This window comes from Serpens gallinarum (assembly GCF_014836765.1).
GTDB lineage: Bacteria > Pseudomonadota > Gammaproteobacteria > Pseudomonadales > Pseudomonadaceae > Serpens > Serpens gallinarum.
In genome coordinates this window covers 37,026-56,996 of the sequence record NZ_JACSQG010000013.1, presented here as the reverse complement: position 1 = coordinate 56,996, position 19,971 = coordinate 37,026, and the positions used below count along the sequence as shown (strand labels likewise).

Annotated in this window: 20 protein-coding genes and 1 pseudogene; 8 read left to right on the top strand and 13 right to left on the bottom strand. The window is 60.1% G+C overall.

What is annotated here, in order from left to right:
• Positions 1–126: 126 nt before the first annotated feature.
• Positions 127–1,308, top strand: a pseudogene (locus tag H9642_RS16935) (EAL domain-containing protein); the annotation flags it as partial.
• A 96-nt stretch (positions 1,309–1,404) separates the two neighbouring features.
• Here H9642_RS16935 and H9642_RS16930 read toward each other — a convergent pair.
• The 5 genes from H9642_RS16930 to bamJ form a co-directional block, all read right to left on the bottom strand.
• A complete protein-coding gene (locus H9642_RS16930; protein ID WP_251837650.1) occupies positions 1,405–1,878 on the bottom strand; it encodes a tetratricopeptide repeat protein in 474 nt (157 codons plus the stop codon).
• A gap of 3 nt (positions 1,879–1,881) precedes the next feature.
• Positions 1,882–2,247, bottom strand: a complete 366-nt coding sequence (locus tag H9642_RS16925) for a hypothetical protein (RefSeq protein ID WP_251837649.1) — start codon at positions 2,245–2,247, stop codon at positions 1,882–1,884.
• Complete coding sequence (locus tag H9642_RS16920; RefSeq protein ID WP_251837648.1) at positions 2,244–2,570, bottom strand: helix-turn-helix domain-containing protein; 327 nt, start codon at positions 2,568–2,570, stop codon at positions 2,244–2,246. The genes H9642_RS16925 and H9642_RS16920 overlap by 4 nt, the downstream gene beginning before the upstream one ends.
• 78 nt (positions 2,571–2,648) lie before the next feature.
• Complete coding sequence (locus H9642_RS16915; RefSeq protein WP_251837647.1) at positions 2,649–3,101, bottom strand: YkvA family protein; 453 nt, start codon at positions 3,099–3,101, stop codon at positions 2,649–2,651.
• A 167-nt stretch (positions 3,102–3,268) separates the two neighbouring features.
• The gene (gene bamJ, locus H9642_RS16910; RefSeq protein ID WP_251837646.1) at positions 3,269–3,982 is read right to left on the bottom strand and encodes a BamJ family beta-barrel-assembly machinery protein; all 714 of its coding nucleotides are present in this window, start codon (positions 3,980–3,982) and stop codon (positions 3,269–3,271) included.
• A gap of 258 nt (positions 3,983–4,240) precedes the next feature.
• Between bamJ and H9642_RS16905 the strand changes: the two genes are divergently transcribed.
• Entirely contained in the window at positions 4,241–4,924 is a 684-nt protein-coding gene (locus H9642_RS16905) for a Crp/Fnr family transcriptional regulator (RefSeq protein ID WP_251837645.1), read from the top strand.
• Positions 4,925–4,987: 63 nt separating this feature from the next.
• Positions 4,988–5,179 carry a hypothetical protein gene (locus H9642_RS16900; RefSeq protein ID WP_251837644.1) on the top strand — a complete coding sequence of 64 codons (192 nt, stop codon included), beginning with the start codon at positions 4,988–4,990 and terminating at the stop codon, positions 5,177–5,179.
• A gap of 192 nt (positions 5,180–5,371) precedes the next feature.
• Here the strand turns inward: H9642_RS16900 and H9642_RS16895 are convergent, their stop codons facing one another.
• The 3 genes from H9642_RS16895 to H9642_RS16885 all read right to left on the bottom strand — a co-directional run bounded on the left by H9642_RS16895 (position 5,372) and on the right by H9642_RS16885 (position 9,219).
• Positions 5,372–7,213, bottom strand: coding sequence for a nitric oxide reductase activation protein NorD (locus H9642_RS16895; RefSeq protein ID WP_251837643.1), 1,842 nt, complete (start codon positions 7,211–7,213; stop codon positions 5,372–5,374).
• A 137-nt stretch (positions 7,214–7,350) separates the two neighbouring features.
• Positions 7,351–8,775, bottom strand: coding sequence for a cbb3-type cytochrome c oxidase subunit I (locus H9642_RS16890; RefSeq protein WP_251837642.1), 1,425 nt, complete (start codon positions 8,773–8,775; stop codon positions 7,351–7,353).
• Between the two features lie 3 nt (positions 8,776–8,778).
• Positions 8,779–9,219 carry a c-type cytochrome gene (locus tag H9642_RS16885; protein ID WP_251837641.1) on the bottom strand — a complete coding sequence of 147 codons (441 nt, stop codon included), beginning with the start codon at positions 9,217–9,219 and terminating at the stop codon, positions 8,779–8,781.
• Between the two features lie 327 nt (positions 9,220–9,546).
• Here H9642_RS16885 and H9642_RS16880 point away from each other — a divergent pair, with 327 nt between their 5' ends.
• A complete protein-coding gene (locus H9642_RS16880; protein ID WP_251837640.1) occupies positions 9,547–11,376 on the top strand; it encodes a long-chain-acyl-CoA synthetase in 1,830 nt (609 codons plus the stop codon).
• Here H9642_RS16880 and H9642_RS16875 read toward each other — a convergent pair whose 3' ends face one another.
• The 4 genes from H9642_RS16875 to H9642_RS16860 form a co-directional block, all read right to left on the bottom strand.
• Complete coding sequence (locus tag H9642_RS16875; protein ID WP_251837639.1) at positions 11,377–11,784, bottom strand: hypothetical protein; 408 nt, start codon at positions 11,782–11,784, stop codon at positions 11,377–11,379.
• Between the two features lie 137 nt (positions 11,785–11,921).
• Positions 11,922–12,740, bottom strand: a complete 819-nt coding sequence (locus H9642_RS16870) for a substrate-binding periplasmic protein (protein WP_251837638.1) — start codon at positions 12,738–12,740, stop codon at positions 11,922–11,924.
• A gap of 118 nt (positions 12,741–12,858) precedes the next feature.
• Positions 12,859–13,788, bottom strand: coding sequence for an electron transfer flavoprotein subunit alpha/FixB family protein (locus H9642_RS16865; protein WP_251837637.1), 930 nt, complete (start codon positions 13,786–13,788; stop codon positions 12,859–12,861).
• Positions 13,788–14,537 (bottom strand): electron transfer flavoprotein subunit beta/FixA family protein, encoded by a 750-nt coding sequence (locus H9642_RS16860; RefSeq protein ID WP_251837636.1) that lies wholly within the window; start codon positions 14,535–14,537, stop codon positions 13,788–13,790. Before H9642_RS16860 ends, H9642_RS16865 begins: the two co-directional genes overlap by 1 nt.
• A 326-nt stretch (positions 14,538–14,863) precedes the next feature.
• Here H9642_RS16860 and H9642_RS16855 point away from each other — a divergent pair, with 326 nt between their 5' ends.
• The 4 genes from H9642_RS16855 (at position 14,864) to H9642_RS16840 (ending at position 19,318) form a co-directional block, all read left to right on the top strand.
• A complete protein-coding gene (locus H9642_RS16855) occupies positions 14,864–16,528 on the top strand; it encodes an electron transfer flavoprotein-ubiquinone oxidoreductase (protein WP_251837635.1) in 1,665 nt (554 codons plus the stop codon).
• A 554-nt stretch (positions 16,529–17,082) separates the two neighbouring features.
• Positions 17,083–17,328 (top strand): PepSY domain-containing protein, encoded by a 246-nt coding sequence (locus tag H9642_RS16850; RefSeq protein ID WP_251837634.1) that lies wholly within the window; start codon positions 17,083–17,085, stop codon positions 17,326–17,328.
• The gene (locus H9642_RS16845; RefSeq protein ID WP_251837633.1) at positions 17,328–17,996 is read left to right on the top strand and encodes a response regulator transcription factor; all 669 of its coding nucleotides are present in this window, start codon (positions 17,328–17,330) and stop codon (positions 17,994–17,996) included. The genes H9642_RS16850 and H9642_RS16845 overlap by 1 nt, the downstream gene beginning before the upstream one ends.
• Positions 17,993–19,318: an ATP-binding protein gene (locus H9642_RS16840; RefSeq protein WP_251837632.1), complete on the top strand. Its 1,326-nt coding sequence runs from the start codon at positions 17,993–17,995 to the stop codon at positions 19,316–19,318. The genes H9642_RS16845 and H9642_RS16840 overlap by 4 nt, the downstream gene beginning before the upstream one ends.
• Before the next feature lie 82 nt (positions 19,319–19,400).
• Here H9642_RS16840 and H9642_RS16835 read toward each other — a convergent pair whose 3' ends face one another.
• Positions 19,401–19,964, bottom strand: coding sequence for a DUF1285 domain-containing protein (locus tag H9642_RS16835; RefSeq protein WP_251837631.1), 564 nt, complete (start codon positions 19,962–19,964; stop codon positions 19,401–19,403).
• Positions 19,965–19,971 lie beyond the last annotated feature (7 nt).

The following is a 19,971-nucleotide window of genomic DNA, read 5'->3' as shown; positions in this document are numbered from 1 at the left end:
AGCCAGCGACTCCCAAACCGGCGTACTGCTCAAAGTTAGGTGGCGTCACAAAACTGTCACATGCATGTCGTGAAATGTCCGGGCCATCCAGCATGGCCTTTGCTTCTTTTTCACAGGCAATACACCATGACCGTCTCCGAGCAGTTGAGCGAGCTGGACAAGATCTTCGCTCACGGCGACCTGAACACGCTGTTCCAGCCTATTCTCAGCCTCTCCGAACAGCGCATCTACGGCTACGAGGCCCTGTCTCGCGGCCCTTCGACTAGCCCTTTGCATGCTCCATTGCCGTTGTTTTCGGCGGCCCGTCAATGCGGGCGGCTAGGCGAGCTGGAGCGTTTGTGTCGCAAGACCGCGTGCGAGCGCTTCTGCGCACTGAATCTGGACAGCCTGCTGTTTCTTAATGTATGTCCCGAATTGCTGCTCGAGCCCGATCACCAGCCCGGCCATACCGTGGAGATACTGGCTCGCCTGGGTCTGCCACCCGAACGTGTGGTGATCGAATTGACCGAGCAAATGCCCATCTCTGACGTCGGCCTGCTGCAGACGGCCCTACAGCATTACCGTGCCATGGGCTTCTCGATTGCTCTGGATGACCTGGGCGCTGGCTACTCGAGTCTGCGCATGTGGTCTGAACTGCGCCCTGACTATGTGAAAATCGACCGCCACTTCATCGACGGTATCGATCGCGACCCGGTCAAACGTGAGTTCGTCGACTCCATACTGAGCATGGCACGAGCGTCACGCGCCAAAGTCATCGCCGAGGGTATCGAACGCAGCGAAGAATTGGCCACTCTGATGGAGATGGGCGTTGACCTGCTGCAAGGCTACCTGCTCGGTCGTCCCCAGGAATGCCCGGAGTTCGACGTACAGCACTACCTGGTCACGCTGAATCGACAGTTCTTGGGCGGTGCTGACAATCTTTCGATGCTGTTGATCGACCAGCCTGCGGTGCGTGCCGATACCACGGTTCCCCAGGTGCAGGAACTGTTCAGCAGCCAACCTCGTCTCAGTTCCTTGGCAATACTCGACAACACGCAGCGGCCTGTCGGCATCGTGCACCGTCATGTTTTTTCTGAAGCCCTGCGTAAACCCTTCGCCACGGACCTGTTCGCCCGCAAGCCCATTAGCCGTCTGATGACTCTCGACTTCCTGGCCGTGGAACAGAGCTGTTCGCTGCAACAGGTCAGCCGCCTGCTCACGCACCGGGCCGAGCAACGCATCGAGGAAAATTTCATCATTACGCGAAATGGCGGCTACCTGGGCCTGGGCCGCACCATTGATGTGCTCGCCAGGATTACCGAGCAAAAAACCAGCAAGAACATTAGGACAGCGCCGGCCAGCGCCAACCAGCTCCTGTAACGCACGGGTGGGAGCATGCTACGGGCTGTTTACGGTGCGCGCTGTCTATAGCCCCAGCTCAGCGGCCCGGCGGCTGTAGCGCTCGGCCAAGTTGGCATCGGCATTCAGGCCATGCCCGCCCTGACGGTAAAGGTCGGCGAGTTTGCGCGCAGCCAATGGATGGCCCGCTTGCGCAGCCAGTGTCCACCAGCGGGCGGCTTCCTGGCCATCCGGCTCCTGCGTGGCGCTTCCAGCCAGACTGCTTACGCCAAGTTGATAGGCCGCCTTGCTGTCGCCAGCTTGAGCAGCTTGGCGCAGCAAGCGCAAACCTTCTTCCCGGGCGCCAAAACCTGTGCCACGAAACATCAGCAGATGGCCGTAAAAACTTTGTGCCGGGACATACCCCAGGTTCGCCATTCGGGAAAACTGCCCTTCCATCCAGCGCCAGGCCCGCGGCTGGGCGACCAACCAGCGCGAACGCACCAACTTGCGCGCCAGCCCGTAACCCAACCGTGCACGCAACCGCCACCACAACGCCATATATCAGGACTCCTGCGGATACTCGAACTCGAAAACCCTGGCCACTTCGGACGCATGCCAAGACGCGGCGGCAATACCGTCGATCGGGCCAGAGAACCTTCCCAGGCGCACCACACACTCAAAGAAACCCGGGCGTGGCAAGCGGCTGGCGCCCTGACTAATGACCAACGAGCTGCGCAAGGGTTGCTCGGAACGGGCATCCAGCGCTGCAAGATGCTCCAGCGCAGCCACCAGCGTTTGCATGGCCGGAGCCGGAAGTTGCAAACGCTCGATCAACGCCCGATACGTCAACAAGTGGCGCTGGCTTCGAGCGTAATTCAGTTCATCAAGCAATGCCTGCCAGTGTTGTCGGCTGATACGCACCTTCATGAGCTGGCCTCCCAGCCGGCCACGCCCAGCACTCGCGCCAGGGAGCGGCGAATCGCTGTGTCCGGCTCACGCACGCCGCGCTCAATCAACTCCAGGTAGGAAGGGCTGATACCCACACTGCGCCCCAGCTCCTCCAGGCTCATGCCCTGCTTTTCGCGCAACTCGCTTAAACGGGAAAAAGGCACTGCGCTGCGCTGGTCCGCCTGTGGCTCCGCTGCCGCTAGAGGTGTATGACCCGCCGCTTGCAGCAGGGTTTGATAGTCCGCCCAAGGCAGCACGGCATATTCCGGCTCACCGTCACGGGTAATCACTTGTACGTTCATGCCTTAATCTCCTGGTTAAACAACCGCCATTCCATTAGCAGCCACATCCTAACAGGTGAGCCTGACCACGTCAGGCGCTCACATCGGGTCTCGGCCGGAACGGGCACGAATCTCATCTTCTTGCGGCAATCGCTCCAGCTGGCTACGGCGCGCGGCCGGCTGTTGTTCCCGCCACCGGCTAAAGGCCTCCAGCTCGTGATCCCAGGTGCGCATGATCCAGGCCAACACCGCAACGTCGTCCAACAGGCCTACGCCCAAAATAAAATCCGGAATCAGATCAATGGGTGACAAGAAGTAAGCCAGGCCCGCTACGGCAACCAGCAAGGCCTTGCCACTGATTGCCCGGTACTCGCCGCGCCACCAGGCCAGACACAGCGCTTGAAGCAACTGCAGATTGTCCTTGAAGGATTTACGCCCTCCGCGCTTGCCGCTTTTACGCGCGACCGCCAAAAGAAGCGCCGGTAAACGCTGGCGGGCCAAAATTCGCTCAGCCACCGGCAGAAAACGGGCGAAGCTGGGTGGCATTTTCATGGTCATCTCCTGGTCGTAACAGAGTCGCGCACAGCTCAGCTCATGCTGCGCGAACTACATTCTTATTGAAGTTCAGACTCCTCTGATCGCCGCCAGGTTTCTTGTACAGCAAAACGACAACGCCCCGTATGAACGGGGCGTTGTAAAAGTGCGGTATGGCGGAACGCTTACTCGGCTTCGTTCTCGGCAGGCTCACCCTTGATGGCCAGCAGCTCCAGATCAAAGACCAATACCGAACTCGGCGGAATCATCGGGCTCGGGCTCTGCTCGCCGTAGGCCAGCTCGCTGGGAATATACAGCTTGAACTTTTCACCCACGTGCATCAGTTGCAGGCCTTCAACCCAACCCGGAATCACGCCACCAACGGGCAGGTCAATGGGGCTGCCGCGCTCGATCGAGCTGTCGAACACGCTGCCATCGGTCAGACGACCTTCGTAGTGGACGGTCACGATATCGTCGACCTTGGGTTGCGCACCTTCGGCTTTCTTGACGATTTCGTATTGCAAGCCGCTAGCAGTCGTGATCACGCCTTCGCGCTTGCCATTTTCTTCCAGGAATTTCTTGCCAGCCTCGGCATTCTCACCCTGCATGGCGAGCAGGCGCTCTTCGGCGCGCTCCTGCAGGGAGGCGAAGGCCTCCATCAGCTCTTCGTCCTTGATGCGCTGCTCTTTCTTGCCAATGGCGTCTTCGATACCCAATGCAACGGCTTTGGAATCCAGATCGTCCATGCCTTCCTGAGCCAGGCTTTTGCCCATGTTCAGGCCAATGCCGTAGGAGGCTTTCTGTGCCGGAGTTTCCAGCTCGACGCTGGTTTGCGAGTCACAACCCGCCAAAACCAGGCCCACCAGAGCCATGGACGCCGCCAACCGATGTTGTCTCATGCTGTTTCCTTAAGTTCGTGCGCCTTGCGGGCAAGCGATAAAGCGGCGAGCTTAACAGCCCACCCTAAAAACTGGCTACCGCGATAGGACTGGCAAAACCTCGACAAGGTTCAGAAGTTGAACAGTAACCGGCCGACGAGCCTGTGACATATTGCCACTATGCTTGCCTGATAGTGATGAAACGCAACCCCGCCCTGTGACCGCACCGCTTCGTCTGCGTTAAGCTTGCGCTGTCACTCTAGCCAGGGAACTGCCTACATGGTGCTCCATCGCGTACATAACCAGATTCTTCGCAGTCATCACCTGTTCGAACCTCTCAGCGATGAACAGCTCGATGAGTTGATGGGCACCAGCCAACTGCTGAATCTCGACAAGGGCGATACGCTGTTCCATCAAGGCGAGACTGCCCATTCGTTTTATTTCGTGATTTCCGGCGCGGTGAAAATTTATCGTTTGACTCCGGACGGTCAGGAAAAGGTCTTTGAGGTGATCGGCAACCGCCAGACGTTCGCCGAGGCGATGATGCTGATGGACACCCCCAACTACGTGGCCTCGGCCCAGGCTGTGGGCCCGACCCAGGTGTATCGTTTTTCCAACAATACCTACATGCACTTGCTGGAGAACAACAACCGCCTGGCGTTTGCGCTGCTCGGCAAGCTGTCGGTACGCTTGCATCAACGCATCAATGAAATCGAGACGCTGTCGCTGAAGAACGCCACGCACCGTGTGGTGCGCTACCTGATGACCCAGCAATCGCGGATGCCCAAAGGCGACAACGGCTTCGAGTTACCGATGGCCAAGCAATTGATCGCGGGGCATCTGTCGATTCAGCCGGAAACCTTTTCGCGCATCATGCGCCGCCTGATCGACGAAGCCGTGATCAGTCAGGAAGGCCGCAAAATCACCATTCTCGACAGTCAGCGCCTCGAACAGTTCGAATGAATTGATCGGTATCAAGCAGAAAACCGCGGCTGATATGCCACGCTGCAAGCAGGAGGACGAACCATGCCCAACTGCTTGTACTGCCAGCAAGACAATCCAACCGGCGCAGATGAATGCGAGAATTGCGGCATGCCGCTGCCCGCCCTCGCAGACCTGGCACCAGAGCGCCGTCAGCGCCGCTTCCTGTGGTTCTGTATCGGACTCACCGCATTTTGTGTGGTGATGTTCTTCTGGTTGCCACGCTCGATTCATTGAGCCGTTGCGGTCAGCCCGCCCTTTTTGAGCCCAGCTGTGCGCTGATAGCCCCAACTCACGTCCCGCCTGCCAGCTTTGGCCGAAGCGTTAACCCCACCTCTAATCAACAGTCATCCGCGCCCCACGAACCGTTGGCGAGACTGGAAGCTCGCCAACGGTTCGTAGTGATTTACGCGCAGTGCGCTGCGCCTTTCACGGCTGAGTCAGTTGCTTGTACAGCTGCGGCAGGCGGAACGGCAATTGCTGCGGTTCCTTGATCAAGGTAAAGCCGTTGGCGCCGAACATATAAGGCAGGTAATCGCCAGCCTCCTGATCGATGGTGATGCAGAACGGCAGCAACCCTGCTCGGCGAGCTTCCAACACCGCCTGGCGCGTGTCTTCCACGCCATAGCGGCCCTCGTAGAGATCCAGGTCATTGGGCTTGCCGTCGGTGACCAGCAGCAGCAACTTGCGCCGCTGCTTGCATTCGCTGAGCAACTGGGTGGCCTGGCGAATAGCCGCGCCCATGCGCGTGTAATAGCCGGGGCGCAACGCCTGGATGCGACCGCGAGTCGTATCGTCGTAGCGCTGCTTGAAGCTCTTCAATTCCTGCATGCGCACCTGCTGGCGACGCAGCGAAGAGAAGCCATAGAGGGCAAACTGATCCCCCACCGCCGACAGCGATTCACCAAACAGCAAGAGACTGTCGATGATCACGTCGATCACCTTGTGCTCGTTGTCCAGGTGCGCGTCGGTGGACATCGACAGGTCGGCCAGCAGCAGGCTGGCCAGGTCACGACGGTTTTGGCGCATTTCCATGAACAGCCCGCGCTCGGCGCATTGACCGTGTTGTCGCTCGACGTGGAAATCCAGCCAGGCCTGCATGTCCAGCTCCGCGCCTTGGGGCTGCTGGCGCAACCATTGGCGGTCGTTGCGCAAGTGTTCGAACTGGCGGCGCAGGCGGCGTGCCAAGGGCGCCAGCTTGGCTGGCAGTGGCGCAGGCTCGGAGCCGCGCGGCAGCATCATCTGCAGGTTGACGTAATCCTTTTGCAGTGACTGCTTGCGGTAGTCCCACTCCGGCAGCTTGAGACCTTCACCCAGCGGGATATCGTCGACATCGGCGGGGGGCAGATCGAGGTGCAATTTGAGGCCACCGCCCTTGCGCATGCGCTGGCGCGACAAGGCCAACTCGTCAAGGTCCTCGGCAACCCGACCGGCATCCATGTCTTCGCTGTCGTCGCCGCAGCGGTCCAGGTCCACATGCTCCGACCAACTGAACAGGTTTTCCAGGCGGAACAACAACAGCCCGCCTTTACCGGTGTTTTCCTCGACGCGCGTGGCACGCTTGCGCAGCTTTTTCTGATCTCCGGACGGCGCCAGCAGACTGCCTTCGTCCTCGTCGCCGAGATCGGCGGCCTGGGGCTCGCCAAGATTCTCTGCCGGATACAGCCACAGCGGCAGCGGCCAGGGAGCATGTTCGCTGCGTGGCCAGTGTGTCACGCTGCCAGGCTCACGTAGCGCCTGGCACAAGGCCCGCTCCAGTGCGGCCTCGTCTTTGGGCAGTTGCGCGGGATCGGGACGCAAGCGCAGGTGTGCCTCGACCAGCCGCTGATAACGCGTGCGCAGCGCCGGATAACGCTCCAGCAAGTCCTGCGTCCAGCGCTGATTGTCGCGCGCCCAGTGGCGCATCGAGCCGGACTGTGCCGCCAGCAGCGCCAGCCAGCGATAGAGTTCCTGGTTCAACCGCGTCTCGGGATACACCGCCAAACTCGAGGGCAGGCGCAGGTTATTGGCATCACACCACGCCACGGGCAGTTGCTTGCAGGTCCCGGCCACCTGTTGCAGCAGGTTGCGCCGCAGCATCAGCTCACGGGCGCTGGCGGCCTCGACCCCCACTCCGCTGGCGCCGCCCAGCGCACGAAACAGCACGGCCAGCGGACGCTGCATCTCGCTCAGCTCGACGCACGCCTCCGGGAAATCCGGGCTGGCCCGTCGGGTGATGAAGCGGTGCCAGACACCTCCCACCCACTCTTCGACTTCGACACTAAAGGCCATGCCGGTTTCCTCTTGCTATCGGTCAGGCTCCGTAGCGAGCCTGACGGTAATAATCGTGGATGAAGCTGGCTCCATCGTCGTGAAACAACAACGGCCCGCTGTTCCAGCCGGGCCGTCATTTACATACCGCTGCTGGTTTACGCGCTAGCGTTGACGGCAGCGGTTACCCGTACCTCGCCACGCTGGCGGAAGCTCAGGAAGTAGCAGATCAGACCGATACCAAAGCCCACGCCCGCAACCAGACGCAGCCAGAAGAACACAGCCAACTGGTCCATGGTGTTCATGAAGGACATGGCGGCGCCGTCAGCTGGGATGCGTTGCAGCCAGATCTGCACCACACCGGCGGCAGTGAGCAGCAGAGTGATCAGCAACATGGAGATGGTCATCAGCCAGAAGCCCCACAGTTCCACGGTCTGGGCGCGCGGACTCGGCGCTTCACCGAGGCCACGCAGACGCGGCATGGCGTAGGAGATCATGGTCATGATGATCATCGCGTAAGCACCGTAGAACGCCAGGTGGCCGTGGGCCGCGGTGAGCTGGGTGCCGTGGGTGTAGTAGTTCACCGGCGCCAGGGTGTGCATGAAGCCCCACACGCCAGCCCCCAGGAACGCAGTCACCGTGGTGCCCATTGCCCAGACAGCGGCGGCACGGTTCGGGTGTTCACGGCGACGACGGTTCACCATGTTGAAGGCGAACAGCACCATGGCGAAGAAGGGCAATGGTTCCAGCGCCGAGAAGATCGACCCCAGCCACAGCCAGACGCCCGGCGCACCGATCCAGAAGTAGTGGTGACCGGTACCGATGATGCCGGTGATCAGGGCCATGGCGATGATCACGTAGAGCCATTTTTCGATGACCTCACGGTCCACACCGGTGATCTTGATCAGTACGAAGGCCAGCATCGAACCCATGATCAGTTCCCACACGCCTTCCACCCACAGATGCACCACCCACCACCAGTAGAACTTGTCGCGGGTGAGGTTTTCCGGGTTGAAGAAGGAGAACAGGAACATGACGGCCAGGCCGATCAAGCCGGTCATCATGACCATGCTGATGGCAGTCTTGCGCCCCTTGAGCAGGGTCATGCCGATGTTGAAGAGGAAGCCCAGGCACACCACCACGATACCGATCTTGGTAATTGTCGGCTGTTCGAGGAACTCGCGCCCCATGGTTGGCAGCAGCTCGTTGCCGGTCATCTTGGCCAGTCCCGCGTACGGTACGAACAGGTAGCCCAGGATGGTGAGTACGCCAGCAGTCGCGAACACCCAGAACAGAAGCATGGCCAGTTTCGGGCTGTGCAGCTCGCGGTCGGCCTCTTCCGGAATCAGGTAGTACGCCGCGCCCATGAAGCCGAACAGCATCCACACGATCAGCAGGTTGGTGTGCACCATCCGCGCCACGTTGAAGGGGATCGCCGGGAACAGGAAGTCACCGACGACGTACTGCATGGCCATGATCAGCCCGAAGATGATTTGCCCGGCAAACAGCATCAGGGCAAACACGAAGTACGGCTTGGCCACCGCCTGCGAGGCGAATTTCAAATGGGGATTCATAATGCTCATCCCTTAGCCCTCTATGTTTGGTGGCCAATTGAAGTTATCGATCTTCGAAGTCCACTTGAGGAACTCCGCCATATCGTCAACTTCTTGCTCGGTCAGGTTGAATTGCGGCATTGCGCGACGGCCCGGCACGCCCAGCGGCTGGGCTTTCATCCAGGCATGCAGGAAAGGCTTGAACGCCTCCTCGCCACCACGGCGCTTGTACACGTTGGCCAGTTCCGGCGCGAAGTACGCACCTTCGCCGAGAATCGTGTGGCAACCGATGCAGTTGTTTTGCTCCCAGACCAGCTTGCCGCGTACCACCGCCTCGGTCATTTCCGATTCGTTGGTTCGCTCCGGTATGTGTTTTTCGGTGTGAAAGGTCAGGGCCAGGAATACCAGGATGAAGAAAACACTTCCTCCAAAGTAGATATTCCGGGCCATGCCTTTTGTGAAGGTCTCTGACATGGACGCCTCCTATGGCTTGGCGTGGCCATTCTAAGAAGCGCCCCCCTGCAAACCGCTTGATGGCAATCAAGAAAGCCTGAACGTAGCGCTGGGATATTGCGGCATCGGGCCGCAGCCGCAAGAGACGGCTCGGTGACGCGCTTTATATGTCGTGGGTGATCGGCGAAAACATCGTCGCGAATCGCACCGCACCACAGCGCGCCGACCTGCTCTCATAGTTGCTCAATTGACTGGCGCGCCATGCGGCAGGGTCATAGTCTGTGAGCGGTAGGCGCTCTAGGCTGCGCCTACTCGATCCGCCGATAACAACAACTCAGGCGCACATACATGTCCCAAACCGATCTGATCTCCCCCGCCCGCTTCCTTGGCCAACTGCCCCAGCATCTTCCCCATGTGCCGCGCCTGCTGCGCGGCCTGTATTACACACGCATTACCAATCGCGATAAAAAACTGTCCCTGGCCTGGGCGCTGGAACTCTGCACCGAGCGGTTTCCCACTCGCCCGGCCGTCATGGATGAACAGCGCACCCTCAGCTACGCCGAGTTCAATGCCTGGGCCAACCGCCTGGCCCGCGTACTGCAGCATGATGGCGTGGGGCATGGCAGCACGGTCGCGGTGATGCTGGAAAACCGCCTGGAAATACTCGCCGTCCTCGCCGCCCTGGCCAAACTGGGTGCCGTTGGCGCACTGCTCAACACCACCCAGCGGGGCAACGTTCTTTCCCACAGCCTGAATCTGGTCAAACCCAGCCACTGCGTGGTGGGCGAGGAGCTGCATAACGCCTTCTGCGAGGTCCACAGCGGCGTGCCGAGCATCAGCGCCGAGCATTGCCACTGGCTGGCGGACAGCGACACCTTGCGTGCGCCTGGCGAAGCCCCGCAGGGCTGGAGGAATCTCGCACTGCTGGCCCGGCAAGAGGCCGATGACAATCTTGCCCAGAGCCGCCAGGTGCGCATGAAGGATGCCTGTTTCTTTATCTACACCTCCGGCACCACCGGCCTGCCCAAAGCCTCGATCATGAGCCATGGCAAATGGATCAAGGCCTATGGTGGCTTTGGCTATTCCGGCCTCGGGTTGACCGAGCAGGACGTGCTCTACCTGACGCTGCCGTGCTATCACAACAACGCGGTCACCGTGTGCTGGAGCGCCGCCTTGGCCGGTGGCGCGGCCATTGCCCTGCGGCGTAAATTCTCCGCCCGCGCCTTTTGGAAGGACGTGCAATTCTTCCAGGCCACCTGCTTCGGTTACATCGGCGAGCTGTGCCGCTACCTGCTCAACCAGCCGCCCTGCCCCGAGGAGCGCAACAACACGCTGACCTGCATGATCGGCAACGGCTTGCGCCCCTCGATCTGGAGTGAATTCAAGGAGCGCTTCGGTATCCAGCGCATTACCGAGTTCTATGCCTCCAGCGAAGGCAACATCGGCTTTACCAATGTCTTCAATTTCGACAACACCGTGGGCTTCACTCCGGCCACCTATGCCATTGTCCGTTACGACCTGGACAGGGATGCCCCGCTGCGTGACCGCAAGGGGTTCATGCTCAAGGCGGAGAAAGGCGAACCCGGACTGTTGCTCAGTGAGATCAGCAAAAAATGGCCTTTCGACGGCTATACCGATCCCGCCAAAAGCGAAGCGGCGATCTTTCGCAATGTTTTCAAGAAGGGCGATGCCTGGTTCAACACTGGCGACCTGATGCGTGACATCGGCTGCAAGCACGCTCAGTTCGTCGACCGGCTCGGCGATACGTTTCGCTGGCATGGCGAGAACGTCTCGACCACCGAGGTGGAAAACGTCCTGGCTGCGTTTCCCGGCATAGAAGAGGCGGTGGTGTACGGCGTGGAAGTACCCGGCGCCGATGGCCGTTGCGGCATGGCCGCCTTGCGCCTGAACGCGGGACAGCCGCTGAATTGCACAGGCCTTGCCAGCCACTTGCAAGAAAAACTGCCTTCTTACGCCATCCCGCTGTTCGTGCGTTTGCTCGACGAAGTGGAGACCACTGGTACCTTCAAGTACAAGAAGACCGATCTCAAGCGACAGGCCTATGACCCGGCCCTCGTGCAAGGGCCGGTGTATGTGCTGCTACCCGACAGCGAGGCCTATGTCGTTTTGCAGGCAGAGGTGTATCAGGCAATTCAGCAAGGCAGACAGCGCGTCTGATCAATGCACAATTAAAATGCTGACTTCGGCGCCTTCGATGTCGTCGAGGTCTTCAAACTCCGCGCCGGTTATCAACCGGCCACCAAAGCGCAACTGGCTGGGCTCAGCCTCGAACAGTGGTGGTAAAAATGCGGGGACCACTATTGGTTCAGCCAGGGTCCAGGGCTCTGCAGGCAAGCTCAGGTCTAATGAAGAACGTAGCGAAACGGTCTGTTCGACTGGTTTTCTATTCAACCATTCGGGAAGCGGCAAAACACGAAACATGGCCTCGCACAGGCTCGATAGCCGGGCGACGGCTTCTCGACCCGACGTTTCAGCGTCTTCGAGCCGCATGAAATCAGCCTTGACTGAACCGGCAAACCCCGTCAGAAACAGGGTGTAAAAGACAACGCGATAGATGCGGTTCATGTGCTCTCTCGTTGACAATGTTTCGTCGCTGAGAGCAAAAAGCAGTTTCTATGCCAGGCCGAGCAATAGAACGCGAACCGGATCACAACCGTGAAATTCGCTTCCCTTGCAGTCGCTCGATAATGAGTTAACGCCTGTCACTGACTGACATCGGCGTCCATTTGAAGCTGCTGACCGGCCCAGCGCTGGAGATTTTCCGCAAGTAGACGCTCGGCAGTCTCTTGCAAAGCACTCTCCGTCAATTTTTTCGCCAACTGTCCGCGCAACCAAGCTTCGTTGCAAACCGAAGCATGGGAGAGCGCCAGGTACAGGCCCGCGCTGTAAATGGCCGGCTCGAACACCTCCAGTTCATCGGCCAAGCCCAGGCGCAGTGCCTCCGCCTGGCCGCGATAGCGCTCATAAAGCAAAAAGTCAGCGTGCCCTTCGAGTAGCTTGCTCCAGGCCAGCGATAAATCAGAAACCGTATCCAGCTGCAATTCGCCCCGCACGAAACGCTCGGAAGACGGAATGAGGGTTTCCGCCACATGAATGCCTTGGCGACCTTGCAGATCATCTCGGCCCAGATAACCAAAGTGCCGCCCCTTTGCCGCCCAGATCACACTGGGCGTCTCATGCAACGGCGGGTGGATGAAATCCATGCGCTCCAGCAGGGGCAGGCTCAATCGAGTATTTATCAGTAGGTCAACCCGACCACTGGCGACCTCTTGCTCTGCCTGCTCTGCAGTTCCGCTGGCGAGGATATCCACCTTCAGCCCCAGCTCATTGGCCAGCAGCCGCACCAGATCCGCACTGGCCCCGATCAATCGCTCGGGATTTTCTAGGTCCTGCCACAGGTAAGGAGGCTGGCCCGCTACGCCAGTCGCCACAATACGCTCGCAGGAGCCCATACCCAGCGCCCAGCCAGGCACCAACGCCAGGCACATTGCGCCGAGCCATACGGATAAATGTGTTGGCATGACTGTCTCGCCCAATCAAGAAGAACAAACCGCACCGGAGCTTAACATTGCCGGACAAGGCTTTTTCGACCGCCACAAAAAAACCCGCACTAGGCGGGTTTTTTGTGATTACAGCGAATCAGACCAGCTTTTCCAGCTCCGGAACGATCTCGAACAGATCGCCAACCAGGCCATAGTCGGCCACCTGGAAGATCGGTGCTTCTTCATCCTTGTTGATCGCCACGATCACCTTGGAGTCCTTCATGCCCGCCAGGTGCTGAATGGCACCGGAGATACCCACGGCGATGTACAGCTGCGGCGCGACGATCTTGCCGGTCTGGCCGACCTGCATGTCGTTGGGTACGAAGCCGGCGTCCACCGCAGCGCGGGAAGCACCGACAGCGGCACCCAGCTTGTCGGCCAGGCTGTAGAGCAACTGGAAGTTGTCGCCGTTCTGCATGCCACGCCCGCCGGAGACGACGACCTTGGCAGCGGTCAGTTCCGGACGGTCGGACTTGGCCAGTTCTTCGCCGACGAACACGGACTTGCCCGCATTGCCTGCGCCCGAGACCTGCTCGATGGCGGCGGAACCACCTTCAGCCGCAACCGGATCGAAGCCGGTGGCACGCACGGTGATCACCTTGACGGCGGCCGAGGACTGCACAGTGGCAATGGCGTTGCCGGCGTAGATCGGGCGCTGGAAGGTGTCGGCGCTTTCCACTGCGATGATTTCGGAAATCTGATCGACGTCCAGCAGGGCGGCCACGCGCGGCAGGTAGTTCTTGCCGTTGGTGGTGGCCGCGGCCAGCACGTGACTGTAGCCCTTGCCCAACTCTGCGATCAGCGGGGCGACGTTTTCCGGCAGTTGATGGGCGTAGGCGGCATCGTCGGCCACCAGCACCTTGCTGACGCCGGCGACCTTGGCGGCCGCTTCAGCCACACCCGCCACGTTCTGGCCAGCGACCAGCACGTGAATGTCGCCACCGATCTTGGCGGCAGCGGCCACGGTATTCAGGGTGGCAGCCGCCAGGGCTGCGTTGTTGTGCTCAGCGATAACCAGGATAGCCATTAGATAACCTTCGCCTCGTTCTTCAGTTTCTCGACCAGTTCAGCCACGGACTTGACCTTGATGCCGGCGCTGCGTGCAGCCGGCGCTTCAACCTTCAGGGTCTTCACGGTGGAAGCGGTAGATACGCCCAGGGCGTCCGGAGTCAGGGTCTCCAGCGGCTTCTTCTTGGCCTTCATGATGTTCGGCAGCGACGCGTAGCGCGGCTCGTTCAGACGCAGGTCGGTGGTGATAATGGCCGGCAGGCTCAACTCGACGGTTTGTGCACCCCCATCGATTTCACGCTCGACCTTGACCTTGTCGCCAGATACTTCGACCTTGGAGGCAAAGGTGCCCTGCGCGTAACCGGTCAATGCGGCAAGCATCTGGCCGGTCTGGTTGTTGTCGCTGTCGATGGCCTGCTTGCCAAGGATGACCAGTTGCGGCTGCTCCTTGTCGACAATCGCCTTGAACAGCTTGGCTACGGCCAGCGAGTTCAGTTCATCAGCGGACTCGACCAGGATGGCACGGTCGGCGCCCAGCGCCAGTGCGGTACGCAGTTGTTCCTGGGCAGCGGTCGGCCCTACGGAAACGGCAACAATTTCGCTAACGACGCCTTTTTCTTTCAGACGTACGGCCTCTTCTACGGCAATTTCGCAGAAGGGGTTCATGGACATCTTGACGTTGGCGAGATCGACGCCGGAGTTGTCCGCCTTGACGCGAACCTTGACGTTGTAGTCGACCACTCGTTTGACAGCTACAAGAACCTTCATGGATTCCTCGTTATCTCCGGTGAAAAGAATATCGCCAGGCGGCCTGGCGAGTGATGCATGTCGGCCGGAACCGACTGTCGAACCATACGGCGACCGCAAACCGCCCGTATCTTGACCGCAACACCCAATCCGGTCAATACGCGAAACGAGCGCATGGAAGGCCGCTAACGTCGATTCTATCAGGGCTTGACGAAATTCAAACAAACGTTTGTATTGGAGCCGTCGAAGGGTCTGGATATAATGCGCCAACCCTGGACCGGAACTGACCGGTTCCCCTTATAAAAAGCTCACAGAATACCGAAAGAGCCTAGAAGCAGGAGAACGTTGTGGAACGCGAATACATGGAATTCGACGTCGTCATCGTCGGCGCCGGCCCCGCGGGCCTGTCCGCCGCTTGCCGACTGAAACAGAAGGCCGCCGAAGCTGGTCAAGAGATCAGCGTTTGCGTGGTCGAAAAGGGTTCCGAAGTCGGCGCCCACATTCTCTCCGGCGCTGTCTTCGAGCCGCGTGCGCTGAACGAACTGTTCCCGGACTGGAAGGAACTCGGCGCCCCGCTGAACACTCCCGTCGTTCGCGACGACATTTATATGCTGAGAAGCGCCACCAGCGCCAGCAAACTGCCCAATCTTTTTGTGCCGAAGACCATGCACAACGAGGGCAACTACATCATTTCCCTGGGTAATCTGTGTCGCTGGCTGGCCCAGCAGGCCGAGAACCTGGGCGTTGAGATCTACCCGGGCTTCGCCGCCCAGGAAGCATTGATCGACGAAAACGGCGTGGTGCGCGGGATCATCACCGGCGACCTGGGCGTGGACCGTGAAGGCAATCCTAAGGACGGCATGTACACCCCTGGCATGGAACTGCGTGCCAAGTACACGCTGTTCGCCGAAGGCTGCCGCGGCCATATCGGTAAACAGCTGACCAAGCGCTATAACTTGGACTCGGAAGCCGACGCCCAGCACTACGGCATCGGCATCAAGGAAATCTGGGACATCGATCCGGCCAAACACCAGCAAGGTCTGGTGGTCCATACCGCCGGCTGGCCGTTGGATATCGTCGGCAGCGAGAACACGGGCGGCTCCTTCCTTTATCACTTGGAAAACAACCAGGTGGTGGTCGGTCTGATCGTCGATCTGTCTTACTCCAACCCGCACCTGTCGCCGTTTGACGAGTTCCAGCGCTACAAGCATCACCCAGTGATCGCTCAGTACCTGGAAGGTGGCAAGCGCGTGTCCTACGGAGCCCGCGCCATCTGCAAGGGCGGCCTGAACTCGCTGCCCAAGATGGTGTTCGACGGCGGCGCGCTGATCGGCTGCGACCTGGGCACGCTGAACTTCGCCAAAATCAAAGGCAGCCACACCGCCATGAAATCCGGCATGCTGGCCGCGGATGCGATTGCCGAAGCCCTGGCCGCCGGGCGCGAAGGCGGCGACAAGCTCGACAATTATGTCGAGGCCTTCAAGGCCAGCTGGCTGTACGACGAACTGTTCCGCAGCCGCAACTTCGGCCCGGCGATTCACAAATACGGCACGCTGCTGGGCGGCGCCTTCAACTACGTGGACCAGAACTGGTTCGGCGGCAAGATCCCCTTCACTCTGCGTGACACCACACCGGATTACGCCACCCTGAAGCCGGCTGCCGAGAGCAAGAAGATTGCCTACCCGAAACCGGACGGCAAGCTGAGCTTCGACAAACTGTCCTCGGTGTTCCTCTCCAACACTAACCACGAGGAAGACCAGCCGATTCACCTGAAGCTGAGCGACCCGAGCATCCCGATCGAGCAGAACCTGCCGAAATACGACGAACCTGCGCAACGCTATTGCCCGGCCGGCGTTTATGAAGTGGTCAGCAACGACGATGGCAGCAAGCGCTTCCAGATCAACGCGCAGAACTGCGTGCACTGCAAGACCTGCGACATCAAGGACCCGGCGCAGAACATCACCTGGGTAGCACCCGAGGGCGCAGGCGGCCCGAACTACCCCAACATGTGATGTAGCGGCATACCGCATTAAAAAACAGGGCGCTTTCCAGTGGAACGCGCCCTGTTTCGTTTGTGGCGCCTGGACGGACTCGTGGCCGGGGTCGACGCGACCTACCCCTGCCTTCCATTACCGACCTACGGTGCTACCGCATCCTTGGCGTTCTCAGACAGGAACTTCAGCACCAGCTGCTGCTCGCTGTCATTCAAGCCGGCACGCGGGAACATGCTTTGGGTAATGCAATACAAGTATTGGCGCTGTTGGTGATGCCGTTGATCCAGCTGCCTGTAGCGGCCTTTGGAACCGTTGTTACCCGGCCGATCACATGTGCGCTACTCATGTTGGTTCGATTTCAGCTTTGCTTAAGTCCAGTGCGGTAACGTGCAGCCTCGGCCACGGTTTTTTCAAACAGATACCTGACCAAAATGAAAATCTGCCCACCTAGGCAATATCCCGCCCCGCGCTCGCACCGCCGAGGCCAACTACCCCTGGCCTCCGCAAAACGGCGTCGGAACGCCAGGACTCTTTACGCTGTACTGTGCGCCTTGCTATTTAGCTGTACAGCCATGGCGCGAGACATTCATCAGAATGAGGCCCTACGGCTGCGCGAGTCCGGCCAGATTCTTCCTTTGGAGCAGCTTCTGGATCCGGTTCTGCGGCGTTACCCGGGCGCCCGCCTACTGGACATCGAACTGGAAGAGAAAAAAAACACTCTGGTATATGAAGTCGAGCTCGTAACGACCCAAGGCGTCGTGCGCGAACTGAAAATAAATGCGCGCGATGGCCAGATACTGGAAGACGAGGAAGACTGATGCGGCTTTTGCTAGTCGAAGACCACGTTCCACTGGCGGACGAATTGCTGGCCGGCCTGACCCGCCAAGGTTATGCCGTCGATTGGCTGGCCGACGGTCGCGATGCGGCCTATCACGGCCTGTCCGAACCCTATGATCTGATCATTCTTGACCTGGGACTGCCGGGCCGCCCCGGCTTGGAGGTCTTGCGCGAATGGCGCACCCAGGGGCTGAGCACACCGGTGCTGATTCTCACCGCCCGGGATTCTTGGGCGGAACGCATCGAGGGACTCAAGGCGGGGGCCGATGACTACCTGGGTAAACCCTTTCATCCCGACGAACTGTTTCTACGTCTGCAGGCCTTGCTGCGCCGTGCCCACGGCAAGGACAACAGCCCACAACTGGACGTCGCAGGACTGCAGCTCGACGAGTCACGACAATGCGTCAGCGCGCGGGGCGAAGTCATTGAACTCACCGCTGCCGAGTTCCGCCTGTTGCGCTATTTTATGCTCAAGCCAGACAGCCTGCTCTCCAAATCACACCTCAGCGAGCATCTCTACGATGGAGAAAACGAGCCGGATTCAAATGTGATCGAAGTGCATGTCAATCACCTGCGCCGCAAGCTGGGCAAGAACATCATCGAGACGCGCCGCGGGCAAGGCTATCGCTTCGTCGGGCTGAGCGGATGAAATCCATCCAGCGCCGCCTGGGTCTGGGTCTGTTCGGCATCTTGTTGGTGGTGGGCGTGATCACCGCGCAGAGCAGCCTCTGGCTGTTTGATCTTGGCCTGCGTCGTTACCTGCAAGGCAATCTGCGCGAAGAGGCGGAGATTCTGCTAACGGCGCTAAGCCGTGACGCCAATGGCCCGCAACTCAACGAGCAACGCCTGTCACCCCGTTACCAGCGGCCGTGGTCGGGCAGCTACTTTCGCATCGACCTGGGCGACCAGCTCTGGCGCTCACGCTCGGCATGGGATTATTCCCTCGAAAAGCCATCCACCGCCGGGCTCAACCCAGCCCTGGTGACGGGCCCCGAAGGCCAGCAACTGCTGATCTACCGCGCCGACTTTCAGCGTTTTGGTCAACCGGTGAGCATCAGCGTGGCACAGGATTACACGCCGATTCTTCAAGCCTCGCTACGTGCCCAGGGGCTTATCGTCGCGCTGGGCTGCGGTGCCTTGCTGCTGATTTTGCTCCTGCAGCGCCTGAACATTCGCCGCGCGCTGCGTCCACTCGAAGACGCCCGCCAGCAAGTCCAGCAATTGCAACAAGGACAACGCGCGCGCCTGGAGCGATCGGCTCCCCAGGAACTGGAGCCGCTGGTTACTCAGATCAATCGCCTGCTGGAGCACACCGAAAACAGCCTGAAGCGTTCGCGTGATGCGCTGGGCAATCTCGGTCACGCCTTGAAAACGCCTTTGGCCGTTCTGCTCAGCCTGGCGTCACGCTCGGAACTGGATGCCCACCCACAGCTACGCGCCCAGCTGCAGGATCAACTGGAGCAGATCCAGCAACGGCTGGTCCGCGAGTTGAACCGCGCGCGGCTGGCCGGGGATGTCCTGCCCGCTGCGCATTTCGATTGCGCTGCCGAATTACCCCCCTTGCTGGCCACCTTGCGCGTGCTGCATCCGCACGTGAGCGACATCAGCTATGACGCACCGCCAGGCCTGCGCCTGCGCTGGGAGCGTGAGGACGTCCTGGAGGTGCTCGGTAACCTGCTGGATAACGCCTGTAAATGGGCCACAAACCAAGTGAGCCTGGCCATTCGCCAGGAACCGGCTGAACTGTTGATCACCCTCGATGATGACGGCCCCGGGATTCCCGAGACGGAGCGTGAGCGATTATTCAGCCGCGGCGCTCGGCTGGATGAACAAATGCCGGGACATGGCCTGGGGCTGGCTATCGTGCGCGACACTCTCGAGGCCTGGCAGGGTCACTTGACGTTTCAGGACAGCCCGCTGGGCGGCTTGCGGGTAGTGCTGCGCCTGCCGTCACCGAAGGGCGATGCGTAGCGAGCACATTCGCCGTCGTCACCGCCTCGCAATTAGTCTCGCCGCGCTCAACACCTATGGAGGCGCTGCCGGCGCGAGCCGGTCAAACCGGGCCGATGGGGAAGAACACACCGCTGCTCCACACACCCAGCCAGCGGCGACCGTCGAGCTCATGCTCAACCGCCAGGTCCACCAGCTGATAGAACACATTGCGGTGAATCAGCGCGTGCAGATTGGTCCGCACATGCAGATAGGGAGACGGCTCGCCGGTCTGCTCATTCAGGTCGACCCGCATGGCATGCTCGGGACCGGCCACCACTTCGTCGTCGACGTTGGTGGTGAAGCGCAGGATCTGCTGTTCGCCTGAACCTTCTACCAGCAGCGTCACGGCCACGAAAGGCGCGTCATCGACCTGGATGCCGACCTTCTCCACTGGCGTCACCAGGAAGTAATCGTCACCATCGCGGCGAATGATGGTGGAGAACAAGCGGACCATCGGCTTACGGCCAATGGGCGTCCCCTGGTAAAACCAGGTGCCATCCCGCGCGATGCGCATATCGAGGTCGCCACAGAACGGTGGATTCCACAGGTGAACGGGTGGCAAACCCTTTTGCTCGCCCGCCGGTAACTGGGCAAGCAGATCAGTGGCCTTTCCGCTCTTGTGCATCAATACG

Bases quoted from the DNA above. Each gene is read 5' to 3' on its own strand.
- H9642_RS16875 (WP_251837639.1), bottom strand. From the start codon at position 11,784: ATGAACCGCATCTATCGCGTTGTCTTTTACACCCTGTTTCTGACGGGG.
- H9642_RS16840 (WP_251837632.1), top strand. From the start codon at position 17,993: ATGAAATCCATCCAGCGCCGCCTGGGTCTGGGTCTGTTCGGCATCTTG.
- H9642_RS16930 (WP_251837650.1), bottom strand. From the start codon at position 1,878: ATGGCGTTGTGGTGGCGGTTGCGTGCACGGTTGGGTTACGGGCTGGCG.
- H9642_RS16865 (WP_251837637.1), bottom strand. From the start codon at position 13,788: ATGGCTATCCTGGTTATCGCTGAGCACAACAACGCAGCCCTGGCGGCT.
- H9642_RS16890 (WP_251837642.1), bottom strand. From the start codon at position 8,775: ATGAGCATTATGAATCCCCATTTGAAATTCGCCTCGCAGGCGGTGGCC.
- H9642_RS16895 (WP_251837643.1), bottom strand. From the start codon at position 7,213: ATGGCCTTTAGTGTCGAAGTCGAAGAGTGGGTGGGAGGTGTCTGGCAC.
- H9642_RS16860 (WP_251837636.1), bottom strand. From the start codon at position 14,537: ATGAAGGTTCTTGTAGCTGTCAAACGAGTGGTCGACTACAACGTCAAG.
- H9642_RS16900 (WP_251837644.1), top strand. From the start codon at position 4,988: ATGCCCAACTGCTTGTACTGCCAGCAAGACAATCCAACCGGCGCAGAT.
- H9642_RS16905 (WP_251837645.1), top strand. From the start codon at position 4,241: ATGGTGCTCCATCGCGTACATAACCAGATTCTTCGCAGTCATCACCTG.
- bamJ (WP_251837646.1), bottom strand. From the start codon at position 3,982: ATGAGACAACATCGGTTGGCGGCGTCCATGGCTCTGGTGGGCCTGGTT.
- H9642_RS16870 (WP_251837638.1), bottom strand. From the start codon at position 12,740: ATGCCAACACATTTATCCGTATGGCTCGGCGCAATGTGCCTGGCGTTG.
- H9642_RS16885 (WP_251837641.1), bottom strand. From the start codon at position 9,219: ATGTCAGAGACCTTCACAAAAGGCATGGCCCGGAATATCTACTTTGGA.
- H9642_RS16880 (WP_251837640.1), top strand. From the start codon at position 9,547: ATGTCCCAAACCGATCTGATCTCCCCCGCCCGCTTCCTTGGCCAACTG.
- H9642_RS16850 (WP_251837634.1), top strand. From the start codon at position 17,083: ATGGCGCGAGACATTCATCAGAATGAGGCCCTACGGCTGCGCGAGTCC.
- H9642_RS16845 (WP_251837633.1), top strand. From the start codon at position 17,328: ATGCGGCTTTTGCTAGTCGAAGACCACGTTCCACTGGCGGACGAATTG.
- H9642_RS16915 (WP_251837647.1), bottom strand. From the start codon at position 3,101: ATGAAAATGCCACCCAGCTTCGCCCGTTTTCTGCCGGTGGCTGAGCGA.
- H9642_RS16835 (WP_251837631.1), bottom strand. From the start codon at position 19,964: ATGCACAAGAGCGGAAAGGCCACTGATCTGCTTGCCCAGTTACCGGCG.
- H9642_RS16920 (WP_251837648.1), bottom strand. From the start codon at position 2,570: ATGAACGTACAAGTGATTACCCGTGACGGTGAGCCGGAATATGCCGTG.
- H9642_RS16925 (WP_251837649.1), bottom strand. From the start codon at position 2,247: ATGAAGGTGCGTATCAGCCGACAACACTGGCAGGCATTGCTTGATGAA.